Source organism: Escherichia sp. Lx600-2, assembly GCF_036662595.1.
Classification (GTDB): domain Bacteria; phylum Pseudomonadota; class Gammaproteobacteria; order Enterobacterales; family Enterobacteriaceae; genus Escherichia; species Escherichia coli.
In genome coordinates this window covers 1-18,060 of the sequence record NZ_JAYQWM010000072.1, presented here as the reverse complement: position 1 = coordinate 18,060, position 18,060 = coordinate 1, and the positions used below count along the sequence as shown (strand labels likewise).

15 protein-coding genes, 1 pseudogene and 1 riboswitch are annotated in these 18,060 nt (G+C 53.7%); of the genes and pseudogenes, 5 read left to right on the top strand and 11 right to left on the bottom strand.

What is annotated here, in order from left to right:
• On the top strand, positions 1-60 hold a 60-nt coding region (locus OQV04_RS25160), incomplete at its 5' end, for an IS1 family transposase (RefSeq protein WP_071528444.1).
• Between the two features lie 83 nt (positions 61-143).
• Positions 144-824 carry a T3SS effector EspY1 gene (gene espY1, locus OQV04_RS19235; protein ID WP_050438620.1) on the top strand — a complete coding sequence of 227 codons (681 nt, stop codon included), beginning with the start codon at positions 144-146 and terminating at the stop codon, positions 822-824.
• Between the two features lie 73 nt (positions 825-897).
• Here the strand turns inward: espY1 and OQV04_RS19230 are convergent.
• The 7 genes and pseudogenes from OQV04_RS19230 to araB all read right to left on the bottom strand — a co-directional run.
• A pseudogene (locus OQV04_RS19230) lies at positions 898-1,027 on the bottom strand (transposase DNA-binding-containing protein); the annotation flags it as partial.
• Between the two features lie 212 nt (positions 1,028-1,239).
• Positions 1,240-1,899, bottom strand: coding sequence for a bifunctional tRNA pseudouridine(32) synthase/23S rRNA pseudouridine(746) synthase RluA (gene rluA / locus OQV04_RS19225; RefSeq protein WP_000525176.1), 660 nt, complete (start codon positions 1,897-1,899; stop codon positions 1,240-1,242).
• 11 nt (positions 1,900-1,910) lie between these two features.
• Complete coding sequence (gene rapA / locus OQV04_RS19220) at positions 1,911-4,817, bottom strand: RNA polymerase-associated protein RapA (protein ID WP_032280240.1); 2,907 nt, start codon at positions 4,815-4,817, stop codon at positions 1,911-1,913.
• Between the two features lie 163 nt (positions 4,818-4,980).
• Positions 4,981-7,332 (bottom strand): DNA polymerase II, encoded by a 2,352-nt coding sequence (polB, locus tag OQV04_RS19215; RefSeq protein ID WP_032288135.1) that lies wholly within the window; start codon positions 7,330-7,332, stop codon positions 4,981-4,983.
• Positions 7,333-7,406: 74 nt separating this feature from the next.
• Positions 7,407-8,102, bottom strand: coding sequence for an L-ribulose-5-phosphate 4-epimerase (gene araD, locus OQV04_RS19210; RefSeq protein ID WP_000888654.1), 696 nt, complete (start codon positions 8,100-8,102; stop codon positions 7,407-7,409).
• A 168-nt stretch (positions 8,103-8,270) separates the two neighbouring features.
• Positions 8,271-9,773 carry an L-arabinose isomerase gene (gene araA / locus OQV04_RS19205; RefSeq protein ID WP_000151726.1) on the bottom strand — a complete coding sequence of 501 codons (1,503 nt, stop codon included), beginning with the start codon at positions 9,771-9,773 and terminating at the stop codon, positions 8,271-8,273.
• A 10-nt stretch (positions 9,774-9,783) separates the two neighbouring features.
• Positions 9,784-11,484: a ribulokinase gene (araB, locus tag OQV04_RS19200; RefSeq protein ID WP_032280242.1), complete on the bottom strand. Its 1,701-nt coding sequence runs from the start codon at positions 11,482-11,484 to the stop codon at positions 9,784-9,786.
• A gap of 338 nt (positions 11,485-11,822) precedes the next feature.
• On the opposite strand from araB, the gene araC reads away from it, so the two are divergent.
• The gene (gene araC, locus OQV04_RS19195) at positions 11,823-12,701 is read left to right on the top strand and encodes an arabinose operon transcriptional regulator AraC (RefSeq protein ID WP_001300811.1); all 879 of its coding nucleotides are present in this window, start codon (positions 11,823-11,825) and stop codon (positions 12,699-12,701) included.
• Between the two features lie 85 nt (positions 12,702-12,786).
• The gene (locus tag OQV04_RS19190) at positions 12,787-13,551 is read left to right on the top strand and encodes a DedA family protein (protein WP_032280243.1); all 765 of its coding nucleotides are present in this window, start codon (positions 12,787-12,789) and stop codon (positions 13,549-13,551) included.
• 86 nt (positions 13,552-13,637) lie between these two features.
• Here OQV04_RS19190 and thiQ read toward each other — a convergent pair whose 3' ends face one another.
• From thiQ to thiB, 3 genes are read right to left on the bottom strand one after another with little or no spacing between them, the layout of a single operon-like run.
• Complete coding sequence (thiQ, locus tag OQV04_RS19185; RefSeq protein ID WP_032280244.1) at positions 13,638-14,336, bottom strand: thiamine ABC transporter ATP-binding protein ThiQ; 699 nt, start codon at positions 14,334-14,336, stop codon at positions 13,638-13,640.
• The gene (gene thiP, locus OQV04_RS19180) at positions 14,320-15,930 is read right to left on the bottom strand and encodes a thiamine/thiamine pyrophosphate ABC transporter permease ThiP (RefSeq protein ID WP_032280245.1); all 1,611 of its coding nucleotides are present in this window, start codon (positions 15,928-15,930) and stop codon (positions 14,320-14,322) included. Before thiP ends, thiQ begins: the two co-directional genes overlap by 17 nt.
• Positions 15,906-16,889, bottom strand: a complete 984-nt coding sequence (gene thiB, locus OQV04_RS19175; protein WP_001301364.1) for a thiamine ABC transporter substrate binding subunit — start codon at positions 16,887-16,889, stop codon at positions 15,906-15,908. Before thiB ends, thiP begins: the two co-directional genes overlap by 25 nt.
• Before the next feature lie 30 nt (positions 16,890-16,919).
• Positions 16,920-17,019, bottom strand: a riboswitch (TPP riboswitch).
• Positions 17,020-17,260: 241 nt separating this feature from the next.
• On the opposite strand from thiB, the gene espY2 reads away from it, so the two are divergent.
• Complete coding sequence (gene espY2 / locus OQV04_RS19170) at positions 17,261-17,830, top strand: T3SS effector EspY2 (protein ID WP_021556407.1); 570 nt, start codon at positions 17,261-17,263, stop codon at positions 17,828-17,830.
• Between the two features lie 169 nt (positions 17,831-17,999).
• Here the strand turns inward: espY2 and OQV04_RS25155 are convergent.
• On the bottom strand, positions 18,000-18,060 hold a 61-nt coding region (locus OQV04_RS25155), incomplete at its 5' end, for an IS1 family transposase (RefSeq protein ID WP_071528444.1).

Below are 18,060 nucleotides of genomic sequence, written 5' to 3'. Positions count from 1 at the left end.
TCGGTGGAGCTGCATGACAAAGTCATCGGGCATTATCTGAACATAAAACACTATCAATAAGTTGGAGTCATTACCCGATTTTTGAAAGTATATTTATTCAGAGTGCGCATCATGAGTTTTTAACTCAATGCGAGGCTATTACCATGAAAGTATCAGTTCCAGGCATGCCGGCTACACTTTTAAATATGAGCAATAACGATATTTATAAGATGGTTAGCGGGGACAAGATGGACATGAAGATGAATATCTTTCAACGCTTGTGGGAGACGTTACGCCATCTGTTCTGGTCAGATAAACAGACGGAGGCTTATAAACTTCTGTTCAATTTCGTGAATAAAAATGCTGGCAACATCAACGCCTCAAAATACTTTACTGGGGCTGTCAACGAGAATGAGAAAGAAAAGTTTATCAATAGCCTGGGATTATTCAATGAACTCAAAACATGCGCAAAAAATCCGGATGAGATGGTCGCAAAGGGCAATATGTGCTGGGTCGCCGAGACCTACGGTGATATCGAGTTAAGTGTCACTTTTTTTATTGAAAATAAGGAGATATGTACTCAGACGTTGCAGCTGCATAAAGGCCCAGGTAACTTGGGCGTTGATCTTAGAGAGGCTTACCTTCCCGGCGTTGACATGAGGGATTGTTACTTTGGTCTCAAAACAATGAAAGGTCATAATAAAGTCCTTTACTTGGAACCTGGGTGGAATGCTAACCTGGACGGTGCTACCGTGGACGGTGCTACCCACCTATATGATGAGGTAATTATTATTAATAAAATCACTCCCAAAAAAATTGCTACCGAAGAAATTGCTACTAAATAAAGTACTGCTGAAGAAATTATTGCCAACGCAATTATTGAATGATCCAGAATAAGCTAAGGTTGATTTCACAATTAGAAAGACCTGCATGATGAGCGAGAGAAGAGGCTAGTGACGCAAGGCGTCGTGCACGACGCGGATCACCGAGATGGGCATTGCCAACCAGACTGCTAATTAGCCCATGAATAACAATCAGAAAGGACCATAACAGACCCGATAAAATGAAATAGTAGAGACGATCAACGGGTGAAGAAAAAGTTCAAAAATTCGCTGTGGAGCAGGAAGGGAATTACCAAATGGAAAGCGTAGCCACACGCAACAACTGAAAGCAGTTTGGCAGAAACAAAAAATCCCCGGACTCGGGGATTTATGTACAAGAGGCAGCCCTTAGGATGAGGGTATAAACGTACAGGAAAGGTTAAAAATCCGCTGGCGCTTTAAACGTCATACTATTGCCATACGCCGGATGGGTAATCGTCAACATCTCTGCATGTAGCAACAAACGCGGTGCCATCGCTCTCGCTTCCGGTGATGCATAAAAACGATCGCCGAGAATCGGATGACCCAGCGCCAGCATATGCACACGCAATTGATGCGAACGCCCGGTAATCGGTTTTAACACCACTCTTGCCGTGTTATCCGCCGCATACTCCACCACTTCATATTCCGTCTGCGCAGGTTTACCTGTTTCGTAACAGACTTTCTGTTTCGGGCGGTTTGGCCAGTCGCAAATCAGCGGCAGATCTACCAGACCTTCCGCAGGGGATGGATGCCCCCAGACGCGGGCCACATACTGCTTTTTCGGCTCGCGCTCGCGGAACTGGCGTTTTAACTCCCGCTCCGCGGCTTTGGTCAGCGCCACTACAATCACGCCGCTGGTAGCCATATCCAGACGATGCACCGATTCTGCCTGCGGATAATCACGCTGAATGCGCGTCATCACGCTGTCTTTGTGCTCTTCCAGACGACCCGGCACTGACAACAAACCGCTCGGCTTGTTGACCACCATAATATGGTCATCCTGATACAGGATAACCAACCAGGGTTCCTGCGGTGGATTGTAGTTTTCCATCCCCATTTTCGGCTCCGTTACTGATGCGTTACAACGATCAAACGCAGGGCATCCAGACGCCAGCCTGCCTGATCCAGGCTTTCCATTACCTGCTGACGGTTGCTCTCAATGGCGGTCAGTTCGTCGTCACGAATGTTCGGGTTCACTGCGCGCAGCGCTTCCAGACGAGACAGCTCGGCAGACAGTTTTTCGTCGGCTTCGTTACGTGCGGTATCAATCAATGCACGGGCCGATTTCTCGATCTGCGCTTCACCCAGCTGAAGGATAGCGTGAACATCCTGCTGCACGGCATTAACCAGTTTGCTGCCGGTGTGACGGTTAACCGCGTTAAGCTGGCGGTTAAAGGTTTCAAACTCCACCTGGGCCGCCAGGTTGTTGCCATTTTTATCCAGCAGCATACGTGCCGGCGTCGGTGGCAGGAAGCGGTTGAGCTGCAACTGCTTCGGCGCCTGGGCTTCGACCACGTAAATCAGTTCCACCAACAGCGTACCTACCGGTAACGCTTTGTTTTTCAACAGTGAAATCGTGCTGCTACCAGTATCGCCAGAAAGGATCAGATCCAGACCGTTGCGGATCAGCGGATGCTCCCAGGTAATAAACTGCGCATCTTCACGCGCCAGCGCCACTTCACGGTCGAAGGTGATGGTGATGCCATCTTCCGACAAGCCAGGGAAGTCCGGCACCAGCATATGATCGGACGGTGTCAGCACGATCATGTTGTCGCCGCGATCGTCCTGATTGATACCGATAATATCGAACAGGTTCATGGCGAAGGCGATCAGGTTGGTATCGTCATCCTGCTCTTCAATGCTTTCTGCCAGTGCCTGGGCTTTTTCGCCACCGTTGGAGTGGATTTCCAGCAGGCGGTCACGCCCCTGTTCCAGCTGTGCTTTCAGCGCTTCATGTTGCTCGCGGCAGTTTTTGATCAGATCGTCAAAGCCTTCGATTTGATCCGGTGAAGCCAGATAGTTAATCAGATCGTTGTAGACGCTATCGTAAATAGTGCGTCCGGTCGGGCAGGTGTGTTCAAATGCATCCAGACCTTCGTGATACCAGCGCACCAGCACCGACTGAGCGGTTTTCTCCAGATAAGGCACATGGATCTGAATATCGTGCGCCTGGCCGATACGATCCAGACGACCAATACGCTGCTCCAGCAGATCCGGGTTGAATGGTAGGTCAAACATCACCATGTGGCTGGCGAACTGGAAGTTACGTCCTTCAGAACCGATTTCCGAGCACAGCAGTACCTGTGCGCCGGTGTCTTCTTCAGCAAACCAGGCGGCAGCGCGGTCACGCTCAATAATCGACATGCCTTCGTGGAACACAGCAGCGCGGATACCTTCACGTTCGCGCAGTACTTGCTCCAGTTGCAGCGCAGTGGCAGCTTTAGCGCAGATCACCAGCACTTTCTGAGAGCGATGGCTGGTCAGGTAGCCCATCAGCCACTCAACGCGCGGATCGAAGTTCCACCAGGTGGCGTTATCACCTTCAAATTCCTGATAAATACGCTCCGGGTAGAGCATATCGCGGGCGCGATCTTCCGCACTTTTGCGTGCGCCCATAATGCCGGAGACTTTAATAGCCGTCTGATACTGCGTCGGTAGCGGCAGCTTAATGGTGTGCAGCTCGCGTTTCGGGAATCCTTTCACACCGTTACGGGTGTTACGGAACAGCACGCGGCTGGTGCCGTGGCGATCCATCAGCATCGAAACCAGCTCCTGACGGGCGCTCTGGGCATCTTCGCTGTCGCTGTTTGCTGCTTGCAACAGCGGCTCGATATCCTGCTCGCCGATCATCTCGCCGAGCATGTTCAGTTCGTCATTGCTCAGTTTGTTACCTGCCAGCAGCATGGCAACGGCGTCCGCAACCGGACGATAATTTTTCTGCTCTTCAACGAACTGCGCAAAATCGTGGAAACGGTTCGGGTCCAGCAGACGCAGACGGGCGAAGTGGCTTTCCATCCCCAGCTGTTCCGGGGTCGCGGTCAGCAGCAGAACGCCCGGCACGTGCTCTGCCAGTTGTTCAATGGCCTGATATTCACGGCTTGGCGCATCTTCGCTCCACACCAGGTGATGCGCTTCATCGACCACCAGCAGGTCCCATTCGGCTTCACAGAGATGTTCCAGCCGCTGTTTGCTACGACGGGCAAAATCCAGCGAGCAAATCACCAGCTGTTCGGTGTCGAACGGGTTGTAAGCATCGTGCTGAGCTTCGGCATAACGCTCATCATCAAACAGCGCAAAGCGCAGGTTGAAACGGCGCAGCATTTCTACCAGCCACTGATGCTGTAAGGTTTCCGGGACGATAATCAGCACACGTTCAGCAGCGCCAGAGAGCAGTTGCTGATGCAGGATCATCCCGGCTTCAATGGTTTTCCCTAAACCCACTTCGTCAGCCAGCAGGACGCGCGGCGCGTGGCGGCGGCCAACATCATGAGCGATGTTGAGCTGGTGCGGGATCAGGCTGGTACGCTGACCGCGCAGGCCGCTGTACGGCATACGGAACTGTTCGCTGGAATACTTACGCGCACGATAGCGCAGCGCAAAGCGGTCCATACGGTCAATCTGCCCGGCAAACAGGCGGTCCTGCGGTTTGCTGAACACCAGTTTGCTATCAAGGAAAACTTCACGCAGGGCTACGCCGGACTCTTCAGTATCCAGGCGAGTACCGATATAGGTCAGCAAGCCATTTTCTTCTTTTACTTCTTCGACTTGCATCTGCCAGCCGTCATGGCTGGTAATGGTATCACCAGGGTTGAACATCACGCGGGTCACGGGGGAATCACTGCGTGCGTACAGACGGTTTTCACCAGTAGATGGGAAAAGTAAAGTGACAGTTCGCGCATCCACCGCGACAACGGTTCCAAGTCCCAATTCGCTTTCTGTATCGCTGATCCAGCGTTGACCAAGTGTAAAAGGCATATGTGTTCGGCTCTATATCTTTAATTGCAGGCAATAACCACCCGCTACCGTGCTTATGAGGTAGTGGTGTTATTCAGGTCCAGGAATGGAAAGGGCGCTATGGTACTGGATGGCAAAGCATTCGTCACGCATCAAAATGGTATCTGGCGAACTCTTTTTTTGCTCAAAATAGCCCAAGTTGCCCGGTCATAAGTGTAGCAAAATTATCCTCAATAAAAGGGAGTATTCCCTCCGCCACGGGTTGTAGCTGGCGGGTCAGATAGTGTTCGTAATCCAGTGGTGAACGTTGGTAGTCCAGCGGCTCCGGGCCGTTGGTGGTCCATACGTACTTAATGGTGCCGCGGTTCTGATATTGCAAGGGGCGACCGCGCTTTTGGTTTTCTTCATCGGCAAGACGAGCGGCGCGTACATGAGGCGGAACATTACGCTGATATTCGCTCAGCGGACGGCGAAGGCGTTTACGGTAAACCAGCCGCGCATCCAGTTCACCCGCCATCAGTTTGTCGATGGTTTCGCGGACGTACTCCTGATATGGCTCGTTGCGGAAGATACGCAGGTAAAGCTCCTGCTGAAACTGCTGGGCCAGCGGCGTCCAGTCCGTACGCACGGTTTCCAGCCCTTTAAACACCATCCGCTGTTTGTCGCCCTCCTGAATCAGCCCGGCATAACGCTTTTTACTGCCGGTATCGGCTCCGCGAATGGTTGGCATCAGAAAACGGCAGAAATGGGTTTCATACTCCAGTTCCAGTGCGCTGGTCAGCTGTTGTTTTTGCAGCGTTTCCGCCCACCAGGCGTTAACGTGCTGCACCAGTGCACGACCGATTTTCGCCGCTTCTTCTTCCGAATGTGCACCTTTCAGCCAGACAAACGTTGAGTCGGTATCGCCGTAGATCACGTCGTAGCCCTGCGCTTCAATCAACGCTTTGGTTTGCCGCATGATCTGATGACCACGCATGGTGATCGACGATGCCAGGCGCGGATCGAAGAAGCGGCAGGCGGTGGTGCCGAGCACGCCATAAAAGGCATTCATAATGATCTTCAGCGCCTGCGAAAGCGGCTTATTACCCTGACGTTTGGCTTCATCGCGCCCGTGCCAGATGTTAGTCACAATCTCCGGCAGGCAATGTTTCTCCCGTGAGAACCAGGCATCGAGAAAACCTTCGGTACTGTGCTCTGGATCAGGCTGCGCCATGCCTTCCACCAGCCCGACGGGATCAATCAGAAAGGTGCGGATGATCGACGGGTACAGGCTTTTGTAGTCCAGCACCAGCACCGAATCATAAAGCCCAGGTCGCGAATCCATCACGTAGCCGCCAGGGCTGGCGTGCGGCGGCACTTCGCCGAGATTGGGCGCGACATATCCGGCGCGATGCATCCGGGGAAAATAGAGATGACCAAACGCCGCCACTGAACCGCCGTGCCGGTCCACCGGCAGGCCGTTCACCGTTGCTCGTTCGAGTAAAAATGGCATGATTTCAGTTTTGTGGAAGATCTGCGTCACCAGCTCGCAATCTTTCAGGTTATAAGTTGCCAGCGCAGGTTTATCTTCGGCGAAACGGCGGTCAATTTCGTCCATTCGATCCCACGGGTTATCGATAGATTTTCCTTCGCCTAATAGCTCCTGAGCGACAGTTTCCAGCGAGAATGAAGAGAAATTCCAGAACGCGGATTTCAGCGCCTCGATACCGTCGATAATTAGCCGACCTTTAGCCTGAGCAAAAAAGACACCGTTTTTAAAACCGTGCTCGCGCCACTCCAGCTCGCTGTTATCGCGCCCCAGCCGCAGTGGAATACGGTAACGCTCGGCATGTTTTTGCAGCATTCGCAGATCAAACTGCACCACGTTCCAACCGATGATCACATCAGGATCGTAGTTTGCAAACCAGGCGTTGAGTTTTTCCAGTAGCTGCGGGCGACTGGCGACGTATTCCAGTTCGAAATCGAGCGCGGAGGCGTCGCCATTCTCTGGTCCCAGCATATAAACGATGCGCTGCCCGCAACCTTCCAGGCCGATGCAGTACAGCTCACCGTGGCGGGTGGTTTCAATATCAATAGAAACCCACTTGAGCGGCGGACGATAGTCGGGATGCGGTTTCAGACGGGCATTAACGATAGCGCCATTGTGCATATCACCCTCGACCCACACCGGTGAGGTGATAAACCGCTCCATCAGATAGCGTTCTGGCGGGCGCACATCGGCCTCGTAGACGGTAACGCCACCTTCACGCAGGCGCTTTTCGTAATTCATCAATTGGCGATGGGCGCGACAGTAAAGGCCATACACCGGCTGGCGGTGAAAATCCTTTAACGCCAGCGGCGTCAGGCGAAAGCCTTGTTCACCCCGCAAAATATGCTGAGCGCGGGGAACCTGATCGGCGGGAATAAACGCCACGGACTCTTGCGGTGCAAGCGTAACCTGCAACGGCCCGTTGTCCGTCGCCAGCCAGAAGGAGACCTCTGTTCCTTGCGGGGTATCCCGCCAGTGTCGGGTTAAGATAAAACCTGCCTGCGCCACGCTGAAAATCCATCAAAAAACCAGGCTTGATTATAGCCTGGTTTCATTTGATTGGCTGTGGTTTTATACAGTCATTACTGCCCGTAATATGCCTTCGCGCCATGCTTACGCAGATAGTGTTTATCCAGCAGCGTTTGCTGCATATCCGGTAACTGCGGCGCTAACTGACGGCAGAATATCCCCATATAAGCGACCTCTTCCAGCACGATGGCGTTATGCACCGCATCTTCGGCATTTTTGCCCCATGCAAATGGGCCGTGAGAATGGACCAGGACGCCGGGCATTTGCGCTGCATCGATACCCTGTTTTTCGAAGGTTTCTACGATGACGTTACCGGTTTCCCACTCATATTCGCCGTTGATTTCTGCGTCGGTCATTTTGCGGGTGCAGGGAATGGTGCCGTAGAAATAGTCGGCGTGGGTGGTGCCGGTAGCTGGAATCGACTGACCCGCCTGCGCCCAGATGGTGGCGTGGCGCGAGTGCGTGTGCACAATGCCGCCAATGGACGGGAATGCCTGATAGAGCAGCCGGTGAGTTGGCGTATCGGAGGAGGGCTTTTTCGCACCTTCAACCACTTCACCGGTTTCGATGCTGACCACGACCATATCGTCAGCGGTCATGATGCTGTAATCGACGCCGGAAGGTTTGATCACAAAGACGCCGCGCTCGCGATCAACGGCGCTGACGTTGCCCCATGTGAGCGTGACCAGGTTGTGTTTTGGCAGCGCCAGGTTGGCTTCTAATACCTGGCGTTTGAGATCTTCTAACATGTTGACTCCTGAGAGGTCGTTTCCCCTCACCCCGGCCCTCTCCCCGAAGGGGCGAGGGGGAAAACAATGCCGGATGCGCTTTGCTTATTCCGCCTACAAAATCACAGCGTGTAGGCCTGATAAGACGCGTCAGCGTCGCATCAGGCGTTACATACCTGATGCGGCTACTTAGCGACGAAATCCGTAATACACTTCGTTCCAGCGCAGTGCGTCTTTAAACGCTGGCAGGCGGGTGTCGTTATCAATCACCGTGATTTCAATGTCGTGCATCTCGGCGAACTGGCGCATATCGTTGAGGTTCAGCGCATGGCTGAAGACGGTGTGGTGCGCACCACCAGCAAGGATCCACGCTTCGGAAGCAGTTGGCAGATCCGGTTGCGCTTTCCACAGCGCATTCGCCACCGGCAGTTTCGGCAGGGAGTGCGGTGTTTTCACCGTGTCGATGCAGTTAACCAGTAGACGGTAACGATCGCCGAGATCAATCAAGCTGGCGACAATCGCTGGGCCGGTTTGGGTATTGAAGATCAGGCGGGCAGGATCGTCCTTACCACCAATACCGAGATGCTGAACGTCGAGGATCGGTTTCTCTTCTGCGGCGATCGACGGGCAGACTTCCAGCATATGGGAGCCGAGCACCAGGTCATTGCCTTTCTCGAAGTGATAGGTGTAGTCCTCCATAAAGGAGGTGCCGCCCTGCAGACCGGTTGACATCACCTTCATGATGCGAAGCAGGGCGGCAGTTTTCCAGTCGCCTTCGCCCGCAAAGCCGTAACCCTGCTGCATCAGACGCTGTACGGCCAGACCAGGAAGCTGTTTCAGACCGTGCAAATCTTCAAAGGTGGTGGTGAACGCGTGGAAGCCACCTTGTTCCAGGAAACGTTTCATCCCCAGCTCAATACGCGCCGCTTCCAGCACGTTCTGTCGTTTTTCGCCGTGGATTTGTGTGGCAGGCGTCATGGTGTAGCAGCTTTCGTACTCATCGACCAGCGCGTTAACATCGCCGTCGCTGATGGAGTTCACCACCTGCACCAGATCGCCAACCGCCCAGGTATTGACGGAGAAACCGAACTTGATTTGTGCGGCAACTTTATCGCCATCGGTGACCGCCACTTCACGCATGTTATCGCCAAAACGGCAGACTTTCAGATGACGGGTATCCTGTTTAGAGACCGCCTGACGCATCCAGGAGCCGATACGCTCATGGGCTTGTTTATCCTGCCAGTGACCGGTAACGACGGCATGTTGCTGACGCATACGCGCGCCAATGAAGCCGAACTCGCGACCGCCGTGCGCGGTCTGGTTCAGGTTCATAAAGTCCATATCGATACTGTCCCACGGCAGCGCCGCGTTAAACTGGGTGTGGAATTGCAGCAACGGTTTGTTGAGCATGGTCAGGCCGTTGATCCACATTTTGGCCGGGGAGAAGGTGTGCAGCCACACCACCAGACCAGCGCAACGATCGTCGTAATTCGCGTCGCGGCAAATAGCGGTGATTTCATCCGGCGTGGTGCCCAGCGGTTTCAACACCAGTTTGCAGGGCAGTTTCGCTTCCGTATTTAGCGCATTAACAACGTGCTCGGCATGTTGGGTGACCTGACGCAGGGTTTCCGGGCCATACAGATGCTGGCTGCCAATGACAAACCACACTTCATAATTATCAAAAATCGTCATTATCGTGTCCTTATAGAGTCGGAACGGCCTGGGCAGCCTGTGCCGGGGCGGAAGTTGGAAGATAGTGTTGTTCGGCGCTCATCGCCCATTGCTGATAGCGGCGATAAAGCTGTTCAAAGCGTTGTGCCTGTTCGCTGCGCGGTTGCAGGGTTTTCTCTACCGCACTGGCCATTTTTTGCTGGGCTGAGGGGATGTCTGCGTGCACTTTCGCGGCGACGGCAGCAAAAATCGCCGCACCGAGCGCACAGCACTGGTCAGAGGCAACAATTTGCAGCGGGCGATTCAGCACGTCGCAGCAGGCCTGCATAATGACCTGGTTTTTCCGCGCGATGCCGCCCAGCGCCATCACGTTATTAACGGCGATCCCCTGATCGGTAAAGCACTCCATGATTGCGCGTGCGCCAAAGGCGGTGGCAGCAATCAAACCGCCGAACAGCAGCGGAGCGTCGGTAGCGAGGTTAAGATCGGTAATCACCCCTTTCAGGCGTTGGTTAGCGTTCGGTGTGCGGCGGCCGTTAAACCAGTCGAGCACCACCGGCAGGTGATCCAGAGACGGATTTTTGGCCCATGCTTCGGTCAGCGCCGGAAGCAGTTGTTTCTGGCTGGCGTTGATTTGCTCTTTTAGTTCCGGATGCTGGGCGGCAAGCTGTTCCAGCGGCCAGCCGAGTACGCGACCAAACCAGGCGTAGATATCACCAAACGCCGATTGGCCTGCTTCCAGACCGATAAATCCAGGCACCACGCTGCCATCAACCTGACCGCAAATACCTTTAACTGCCCGCTCGCCAACGCTCTGTTTGTCGGCAATCAGAATGTCGCAGGTGGAAGTACCGATAACTTTTACCAGTGCGTTAGGCTGTGCGCCTGCGCCAACTGCGCCCATATGGCAGTCAAACGCGCCGCCGGAAATCACCACGCTTTCAGGCAGGCCGAGACGCTGCGCCCATTCCGGGCATAAGGTGCCCACCGGAATATCGGCAGTCCAGGTATCAGTGAACAGCGGGGAAGGCAAATGGCGATTGAGGATCGGGTCCAGTTCGTCAAAGAAACTGGCTGGCGGCAGGCCGCCCCAGCTTTCGTGCCACAGAGATTTATGCCCGGCGCTGCAACGTCCGCGACGAATATCCTGCGGGCGGGTGGTACCGGAAAGCAGAGCTGGCACCCAGTCGCACAGCTCAATCCACGATGCGGCAGATTGCGCCACGGCGCTGTCCTGGCGAGTCACATGCAGGATTTTTGCCCAGAACCATTCGCTGGAATAAATACCGCCAATATAGCGGGAGTAGTCAACATTGCCCGGCGCGTGGCACAAACGGGTAATCTCTTCCGCTTCTTCAACCGCAGTGTGGTCTTTCCACAATACGAACATCGCGTTCGGGTTTTCGGCAAACTCTGGGCGCAGCGCCAGCACGTTACCGTCGGCATCAATCGGTGCGGGCGTCGAGCCGGTACTGTCAACGCCAATCCCGACCACAGCTGCGCGCTGTTCGACGCTAAGCTCTGCAAGCACGGTTTTCAGTGCCGCTTCCATTGACTCAATGTAGTCACGCGGATGATGACGGAACTGGTTATTCGGGGCATCACAAAATTGCCCTTTTTGCCAACGGGGATACCACTCTACGCTGGTGGCGATCTCTTCACCGCTGGCGCAGTCCACCGCCAAAGCTCGCACAGAATCACTGCCAAAATCGAGGCCAATTGCAATCGCCATCGTTTCACTCCATCCAAAAAAACGGGTATGGAGAAACAGTAGAGAGTTGCGAAAAAAAGCGTCAGGTAGGATCCGCTAATCTTATGGATAAAAATGCTATGGCATAGCAAAGTGTGACGCCGTGCAAATTATCAATGTGGACTTTTCTGCCGTGATTATAGACACTTTTGTTACGCGTTTTTGTCATGGCTTTGGTCCCGCTTTGTTACAGAATGCTTTTAATAAGCGGGGTTACCGGTTGGGTTAGCGAGAAGAGCCAGTAAAAGACGCAGTGACGGCAATATCTGATGCAATATGGACAATTGGTTTCTTCTCTGAATGGCGGGAGTATGAAAAGTATGGCTGAAGCGCAAAATGATCCCCTGCTGCCGGGATACTCGTTTAACGCCCATCTGGTGGCGGGTTTAACGCCGATTGAGGCCAACGGTTATCTCGATTTTTTTATCGACCGACCGCTGGGAATGAAAGGTTATATTCTCAATCTCACCATTCGCGGTCAGGGGGTGGTGAAAAATCAGGGACGAGAATTTGTCTGCCGACCGGGTGATATTTTGCTGTTCCCGCCAGGAGAGATTCATCACTACGGCCGTCATCCGGAGGCTCGCGAATGGTATCACCAGTGGGTTTACTTTCGTCCGCGCGCCTACTGGCATGAATGGCTTAACTGGCCGTCAATATTTGCCAATACGGGTTTCTTTCGCCCGGATGAAGCGCACCAGCCGCATTTCAGCGACCTGTTTGGGCAAATCATTAACGCCGGGCAAGGGGAAGGGCGCTATTCGGAGCTGCTGGCGATAAATCTGCTTGAGCAATTGTTACTGCGGCGCATGGAAGCGATTAACGAGTCGCTCCATCCACCGATGGATAATCGTGTACGCGAGGCTTGTCAGTACATCAGCGATCACCTGGCAGACAGCAATTTTGATATCGCCAGCGTCGCACAGCATGTTTGCTTGTCGCCGTCGCGTCTGTCACATCTTTTCCGCCAGCAGTTAGGGATTAGCGTCTTAAGCTGGCGCGAGGACCAACGCATTAGTCAGGCGAAGCTGCTTTTGAGCACCACCCGGATGCCTATCGCTACCGTCGGTCGCAATGTCGGTTTTGACGATCAACTCTATTTCTCGCGGGTATTTAAAAAATGCACCGGGGCCAGCCCGAGCGAGTTCCGTGCCGGTTGTGAAGAAAAAGTGAATGATGTAGCCGTCAAGTTGTCATAATTGGTAACGAATCAGACAATTGACGGCTTGACGGAGTAGCATAGGGTTTGCAGAATCCCTGCTTCGTCCATTTGACAGGCACATTATGCAAGCATTGCTGGAACACTTTATTACCCAATCCACCGTGTATTCATTGATGGCGGTGGTGTTGGTGGCCTTTCTGGAGTCGCTGGCGCTGGTCGGTTTGATTCTACCCGGTACGGTGCTGATGGCGGGGCTGGGAGCGCTGATTGGCAGCGGCGAGTTAAGTTTTTGGCACGCCTGGCTGGCAGGGATCGTCGGTTGTCTGCTGGGCGACTGGATCTCCTTCTGGCTGGGCTGGCGTTTTAAAAAGCCATTGCATCGTTGGTCATTTCTGAAGAAGAACAAAGCATTACTCGATAAAACTGAACATGCGTTGCATCAACACAGCATGTTCACCATTCTGGTCGGTCGTTTTGTTGGCCCGACGCGTCCGCTGGTGCCAATGGTGGCGGGAATGCTGGATCTCCCGGTGGCAAAATTTATCACGCCGAATATTATCGGCTGCCTGCTGTGGCCACCGTTTTACTTCCTGCCGGGGATTCTGGCGGGTGCGGCGATCGATATTCCAGCCGGAATGCAGAGCAGTGAGTTTAAATGGTTGCTGCTGGCGACGGCGGTATTTTTGTGGGTTGGTGGCTGGCTGTGCTGGCGGTTATGGCGCAGTGGTAAAGCGACTGACCGTTTGAGTCATTATTTGTCCCGCGGTCGTTTGTTGTGGCTGACGCCGTTGATTTCTGCCATCGGCGTGGTGGCGCTGGTGGTGTTAATTCGCCATCCGTTAATGCCGGTGTATATCGATATTTTGCGTAAAGTGGTTGGAGTTTAGGGCATAGTCTTGTGTGGGGCGCTTGATGCGGACAAAACGCACCCGTAGGTCGGATAAGGCGTTCACGCCGCATCCGACAGTGCATATTAACCTGTAATTCCCAACAGCGCCGAAGCACTCGCCTTACCGCTCAACAATTCTTCGGTCTTACCCTGCCAGGCGATACGCCCGTCGGCGACCACCACCGAGCGCGTGGCGATCCGCGCCGCATCTTCCACGCTGTGCGACACCATCAATAGCGTCATTTTTTGCTGCTGGCAGCTCGTGCTCACCAGCGTCAACATCTCCTGGCGTAGCGCCGGATCGAGCGCGGAGAACGGTTCATCGAGCAATAAAATCGGCTGTTCGCGTACCAGACAACGGGCTAACGCCACTCGCTGTCGCTGACCGCCGGAAAGCTCGCCCGGTAAGCGCATCATTAAATTATCAATTCCCATCTGACGGGCGATAGCGTGCATTTTCTCCTGCTGTACCGCGTTCAGCTTCAAGCCCGGATTTAGCCCCAGCCCGATGTTCTGCGCGACCGTCAGGTGACTGAACAGGTTGTTATCCTGAAACAGCATCGACACCGGACGGCGTGACGGCGGCATAGTTGTGTGATCAACGCCGTCGATAGTCAGCGAACCGCTGGCTGGCGTCAGAAAACCGGCGATCAAATTCAGCAGGGTACTTTTACCCGCGCCGCTTGGTCCGAGGATCGCCACCTGCTCGCCGCGTTCCACCGTTAAGCTAAAACGCATCGGCAAATGGTGATAAAGCCAGGTGATATCAGTCAGTTTTAACATTTCGCCCCGGTAGTTTTTCAATCACGGTAAACAGCAGAAAACAGAGCAGCAGCAGAATTAACGCGGTGACTGCGCCGTCCTGGCTGCGATAGGAGCCAATTTGCTGGTAGAGATAAAATGGCAGGGTACGGAAATCATCGTTACCGAACAGCGCCACCACGCCAAAATCACCAATCGACAGCACACAAGCAAAGGCCAGTGCCTGCGCCAGAGGACGTTTCAGGGCGCGCAGTTCCACCACTTTTAAGCGCGACCAGCCTTCAATGCCCAGCGACTGACATAACATGCTGTAGCGGGCGGTGATATCGCGCATCGGGTTTTCCAGTACTTTCAGGGCGTAGGGGATCGCCATTAACGCATTGGTGAAAATCACAATGCCGTCAGCAGATTGCGGCAGGCCAATGGTGCTGTTGAGCAGTAAAAAGAAGCCCGTTGCCAGCACAATCCCCGGCATAGCGAGGATCAACATGCCGCTCATCTCCAGCGCCTGGCCCGCCAGCATTTTTTGCCGCGCCCGAAGTTCGCGACTGCTCCATAGCAGCATCATGGTCAGCACTACGCACAATACACCTGCCGCCAGCGCAATACGCAACGAGGTCCACAGCGCCTGCCACAGCACCGGTTGTGCCAGCACTTCCGGCAACTGGCGATTTACCCCATCGACGATCACCGCCAGCAACGGTGGCAGCAACAGCAGCAGCGCCAGCACAATTAACATCGTGTCGCAAATGCGGCTATGCAGACGATCGTCCGGGTCGCGCCAGCCTTGCAGCAGCGTGGTGCCGGGCGCAATGGCCTTACTCAGTCGCTGACTCAACAGCACCAGCCCAAGGCAACACACCATCTGGATCAGCGCCAGCATCGCCGCGCGGGCAGGATCGTAGTCGTAACTCAGCGCCTGATAGATTGCCAGCTCGATAGTGGTTGCCTGCGGACCGCCGCCCAGCGATAACACGGTGGCGAAGCTGGCGAAACAGAGCATAAAGATAAGCGCGGTAACCGGCGGGATTTGTCGCCGTAACCACGGCCATTCGACGAAGCGGAAAAAATGCCAGCCGCGCATCCCAAGCTGGGCGGCAAGCTGACGTTGTTCGCCGGGAATGTTTTCCAGTGCCTGGAGTAATAAGCGGCTCGCCATCGGCAGATTAAAAAACACATGGGCCAGCAAAATGCCTTGCAGGCCGTAGGGCGAAAAGGTCCACTCCAGACCGAGCGATTGGCAGAGCGATGCCAGCCAGCCCTGGCGACCATAGACGCTAAGAATGCCGAAAACAGCAACCAGCACCGGGAGGATCAAGGTCATTGCGCACAGACGCAACAGCGCCAGCCGACCCGGAAAGCGCCTGCGATAGAGCGCGCGGGCGAGGAATATCGCGGGTACGACAGAGAGTAGCGCCGAGAGAAACGCCTGCCAGAAGGAGAAGCGCACCACATGCCACAGGTAGCTGTCCTGCCAGACTGCCGACCAGTCACCCTGCGGCGCGTTCCACCACAGGGCGAGAAACGCCGCTAGCGCAACCGCTACCACCAGCGTGGCGGCGCTTACACCTGGAATTAACCAGCCGGGAATTAACGGCTGACGGCGCGTTGCCATTCGCTAATCCATGCCTGACGTTGTGCCGCCACTTCGGCTGGCGTGAACTCCAGCGTGGTTGCGGGTTTGGTCAATTTTTCAAAACCGGCAGGCAGCGTGACGTTTGCCACCGGATACATCCAGTTGCCGGTTGGGATCGCATTCTGGAAAGCCGGAGAAACCATAAACTGGAGGAATTTTTGCGCCAGCTCCGGCTGCTTGCTGGCAGCGGTGCGAGCGGCGACTTCCACTTGCAGATAGTGACCTTCGCTGAAGTTCGCGGCGGCGTAGTTATCTTTCTTCTCTTCGAGAATGTGATAAGCCGGAGAGGTGGTGTAACTCAGTACCAGATCGCTTTCACCTTTTAAAAACAGGCCGTAGGCTTCGCTCCAGCCTTTGGTGACCGTGACCGTTTTCTTCGCCAGTTTCTGCCAGGCTTGTGGGGCGTCATCGCCATAGACTTTTTGCATCCATAGCAACAGACCCAGCCCCGGTGTACTGGTGCGCGGATCCTGATAAATCACCCGCCAGTTTTGATCGCTCTCAACCAGTTCTTTCAGGCTTTGTGGCGGGTTTTTCAGTTTGTTCTTGTCATAAACGAAGGCGAAGTAGCCATAATCAAACGGTACGAAAGTGTCATTATTCCAGCCGCCGGGAACGTTAACGGCATCCGCTGCCACACCGCTTTTGGCAAACAGTCCGGTTTTACTGGCGGCGTCTAACAGGTTGTTATCCAGCCCCAGCACCACATCGGCTTTACTGTTTTTGCCTTCCATCCGTAGACGGTTGAGAAGCGAAACGCCATCTTCCAGCGCCACCAGTTTCAGTTCGCAATTACAGTCGGCTTCAAAGGCTTTTTTAACCACCGGACCAGGCCCCCAGTCGGCGGCGAAGGAATCGTAGGTATAAACAGTCAGAACGGGTTTAGCGAAAACGGGCGCTGTGCACAGCAACAGCAGGGGAAGACATTTTTTTAACACTTTGCACCTCAAAAAAGAGTGGCAAAGGACTTGAGAAGGAGCCTCAAATCCCTTCGCCGGCGTTATCCGGATCAGGTTCGACGGGTATTTTCTCAGCGCACGCGTCCGCGTGGCACCCCGTTGAGAACGGCGTTAGTGTAGTGATTTTGTTATCAACCAGCAATCCATAGAGAAGGCGTATTAAAAAAGCCAATATTCGTTCAGCTATCAAGAGCGTATTTGCATAGCTGGAGAGCGTTGATCCGAAAGAATCCCCTTAGCACAGTCAAAATCGGTAACGCAACGGCTTATTACGTGAATGAGCGATTTTTGACAGTATTCTTATTCAAGACGCTTATTCTGAGTTTTTTACTCAGAGTGGAGCTATCAGCATGAAAGTAAGAAACCCAGAACAGATTAGTATCCCTGCTAGTAATACCACTAAAGATCCAGGCCTTACTAATTCTCAGATTATCAGGATGGTTAACTTGGTCCAAAAGACCGAGAATATGAATATCTTTGAAGAGCTATGGGAGACGTTACGCAATCTCTTCCGGTCAGATAAACATTCCCAGGCTGCGGCAAGGCAAATTCTGAAGGATGCATTTTATTTCCAGAATAGTGATGACTACTCAAAATACTTTACCGGGGCTGTCGACGGGAAGGCGCGTGATCAGTTAACTCACTGGCTGATAAAATTTAATGAACTCAAAGAATACGCAAAAGATCCGGAAAATATGGCCGCGAAGGCCTCACTCTCGCCAGAAGGTACGTTATGCGTCAGTTTTTTTATTGGCGATGAGGCGATATTTACTCTGGAGTTGCAGCTGAAAAAGAGCACCAGGACCGGGGGCATTGATCTGAGTAATGCTTACTTTAACGGGGTTGTCATTTGTGGTATTGACTGTCTCGAGGTTGACCTGAGCAATGCTGAAACGAACAATAGCAGATGGTATGACTGACCTGCGCGGGGTTAACCTGAAAAAGCTGACCTTTCCGGCCAGAACACGGCTAGACTGCGCCGTTATTGATTAACTCAGAATATGAAAGAGGGGCTGAAATGCCCCTTCTTTAATCTTATTTGCGACGCTAATCAGACGATGCATAAAACAGAGAGGTAATGACTCCAACTTATTGATAGTGTTTTATGTTCAGATAATGCCCGATGACTTTGTCATGCAGCTCCACCGAT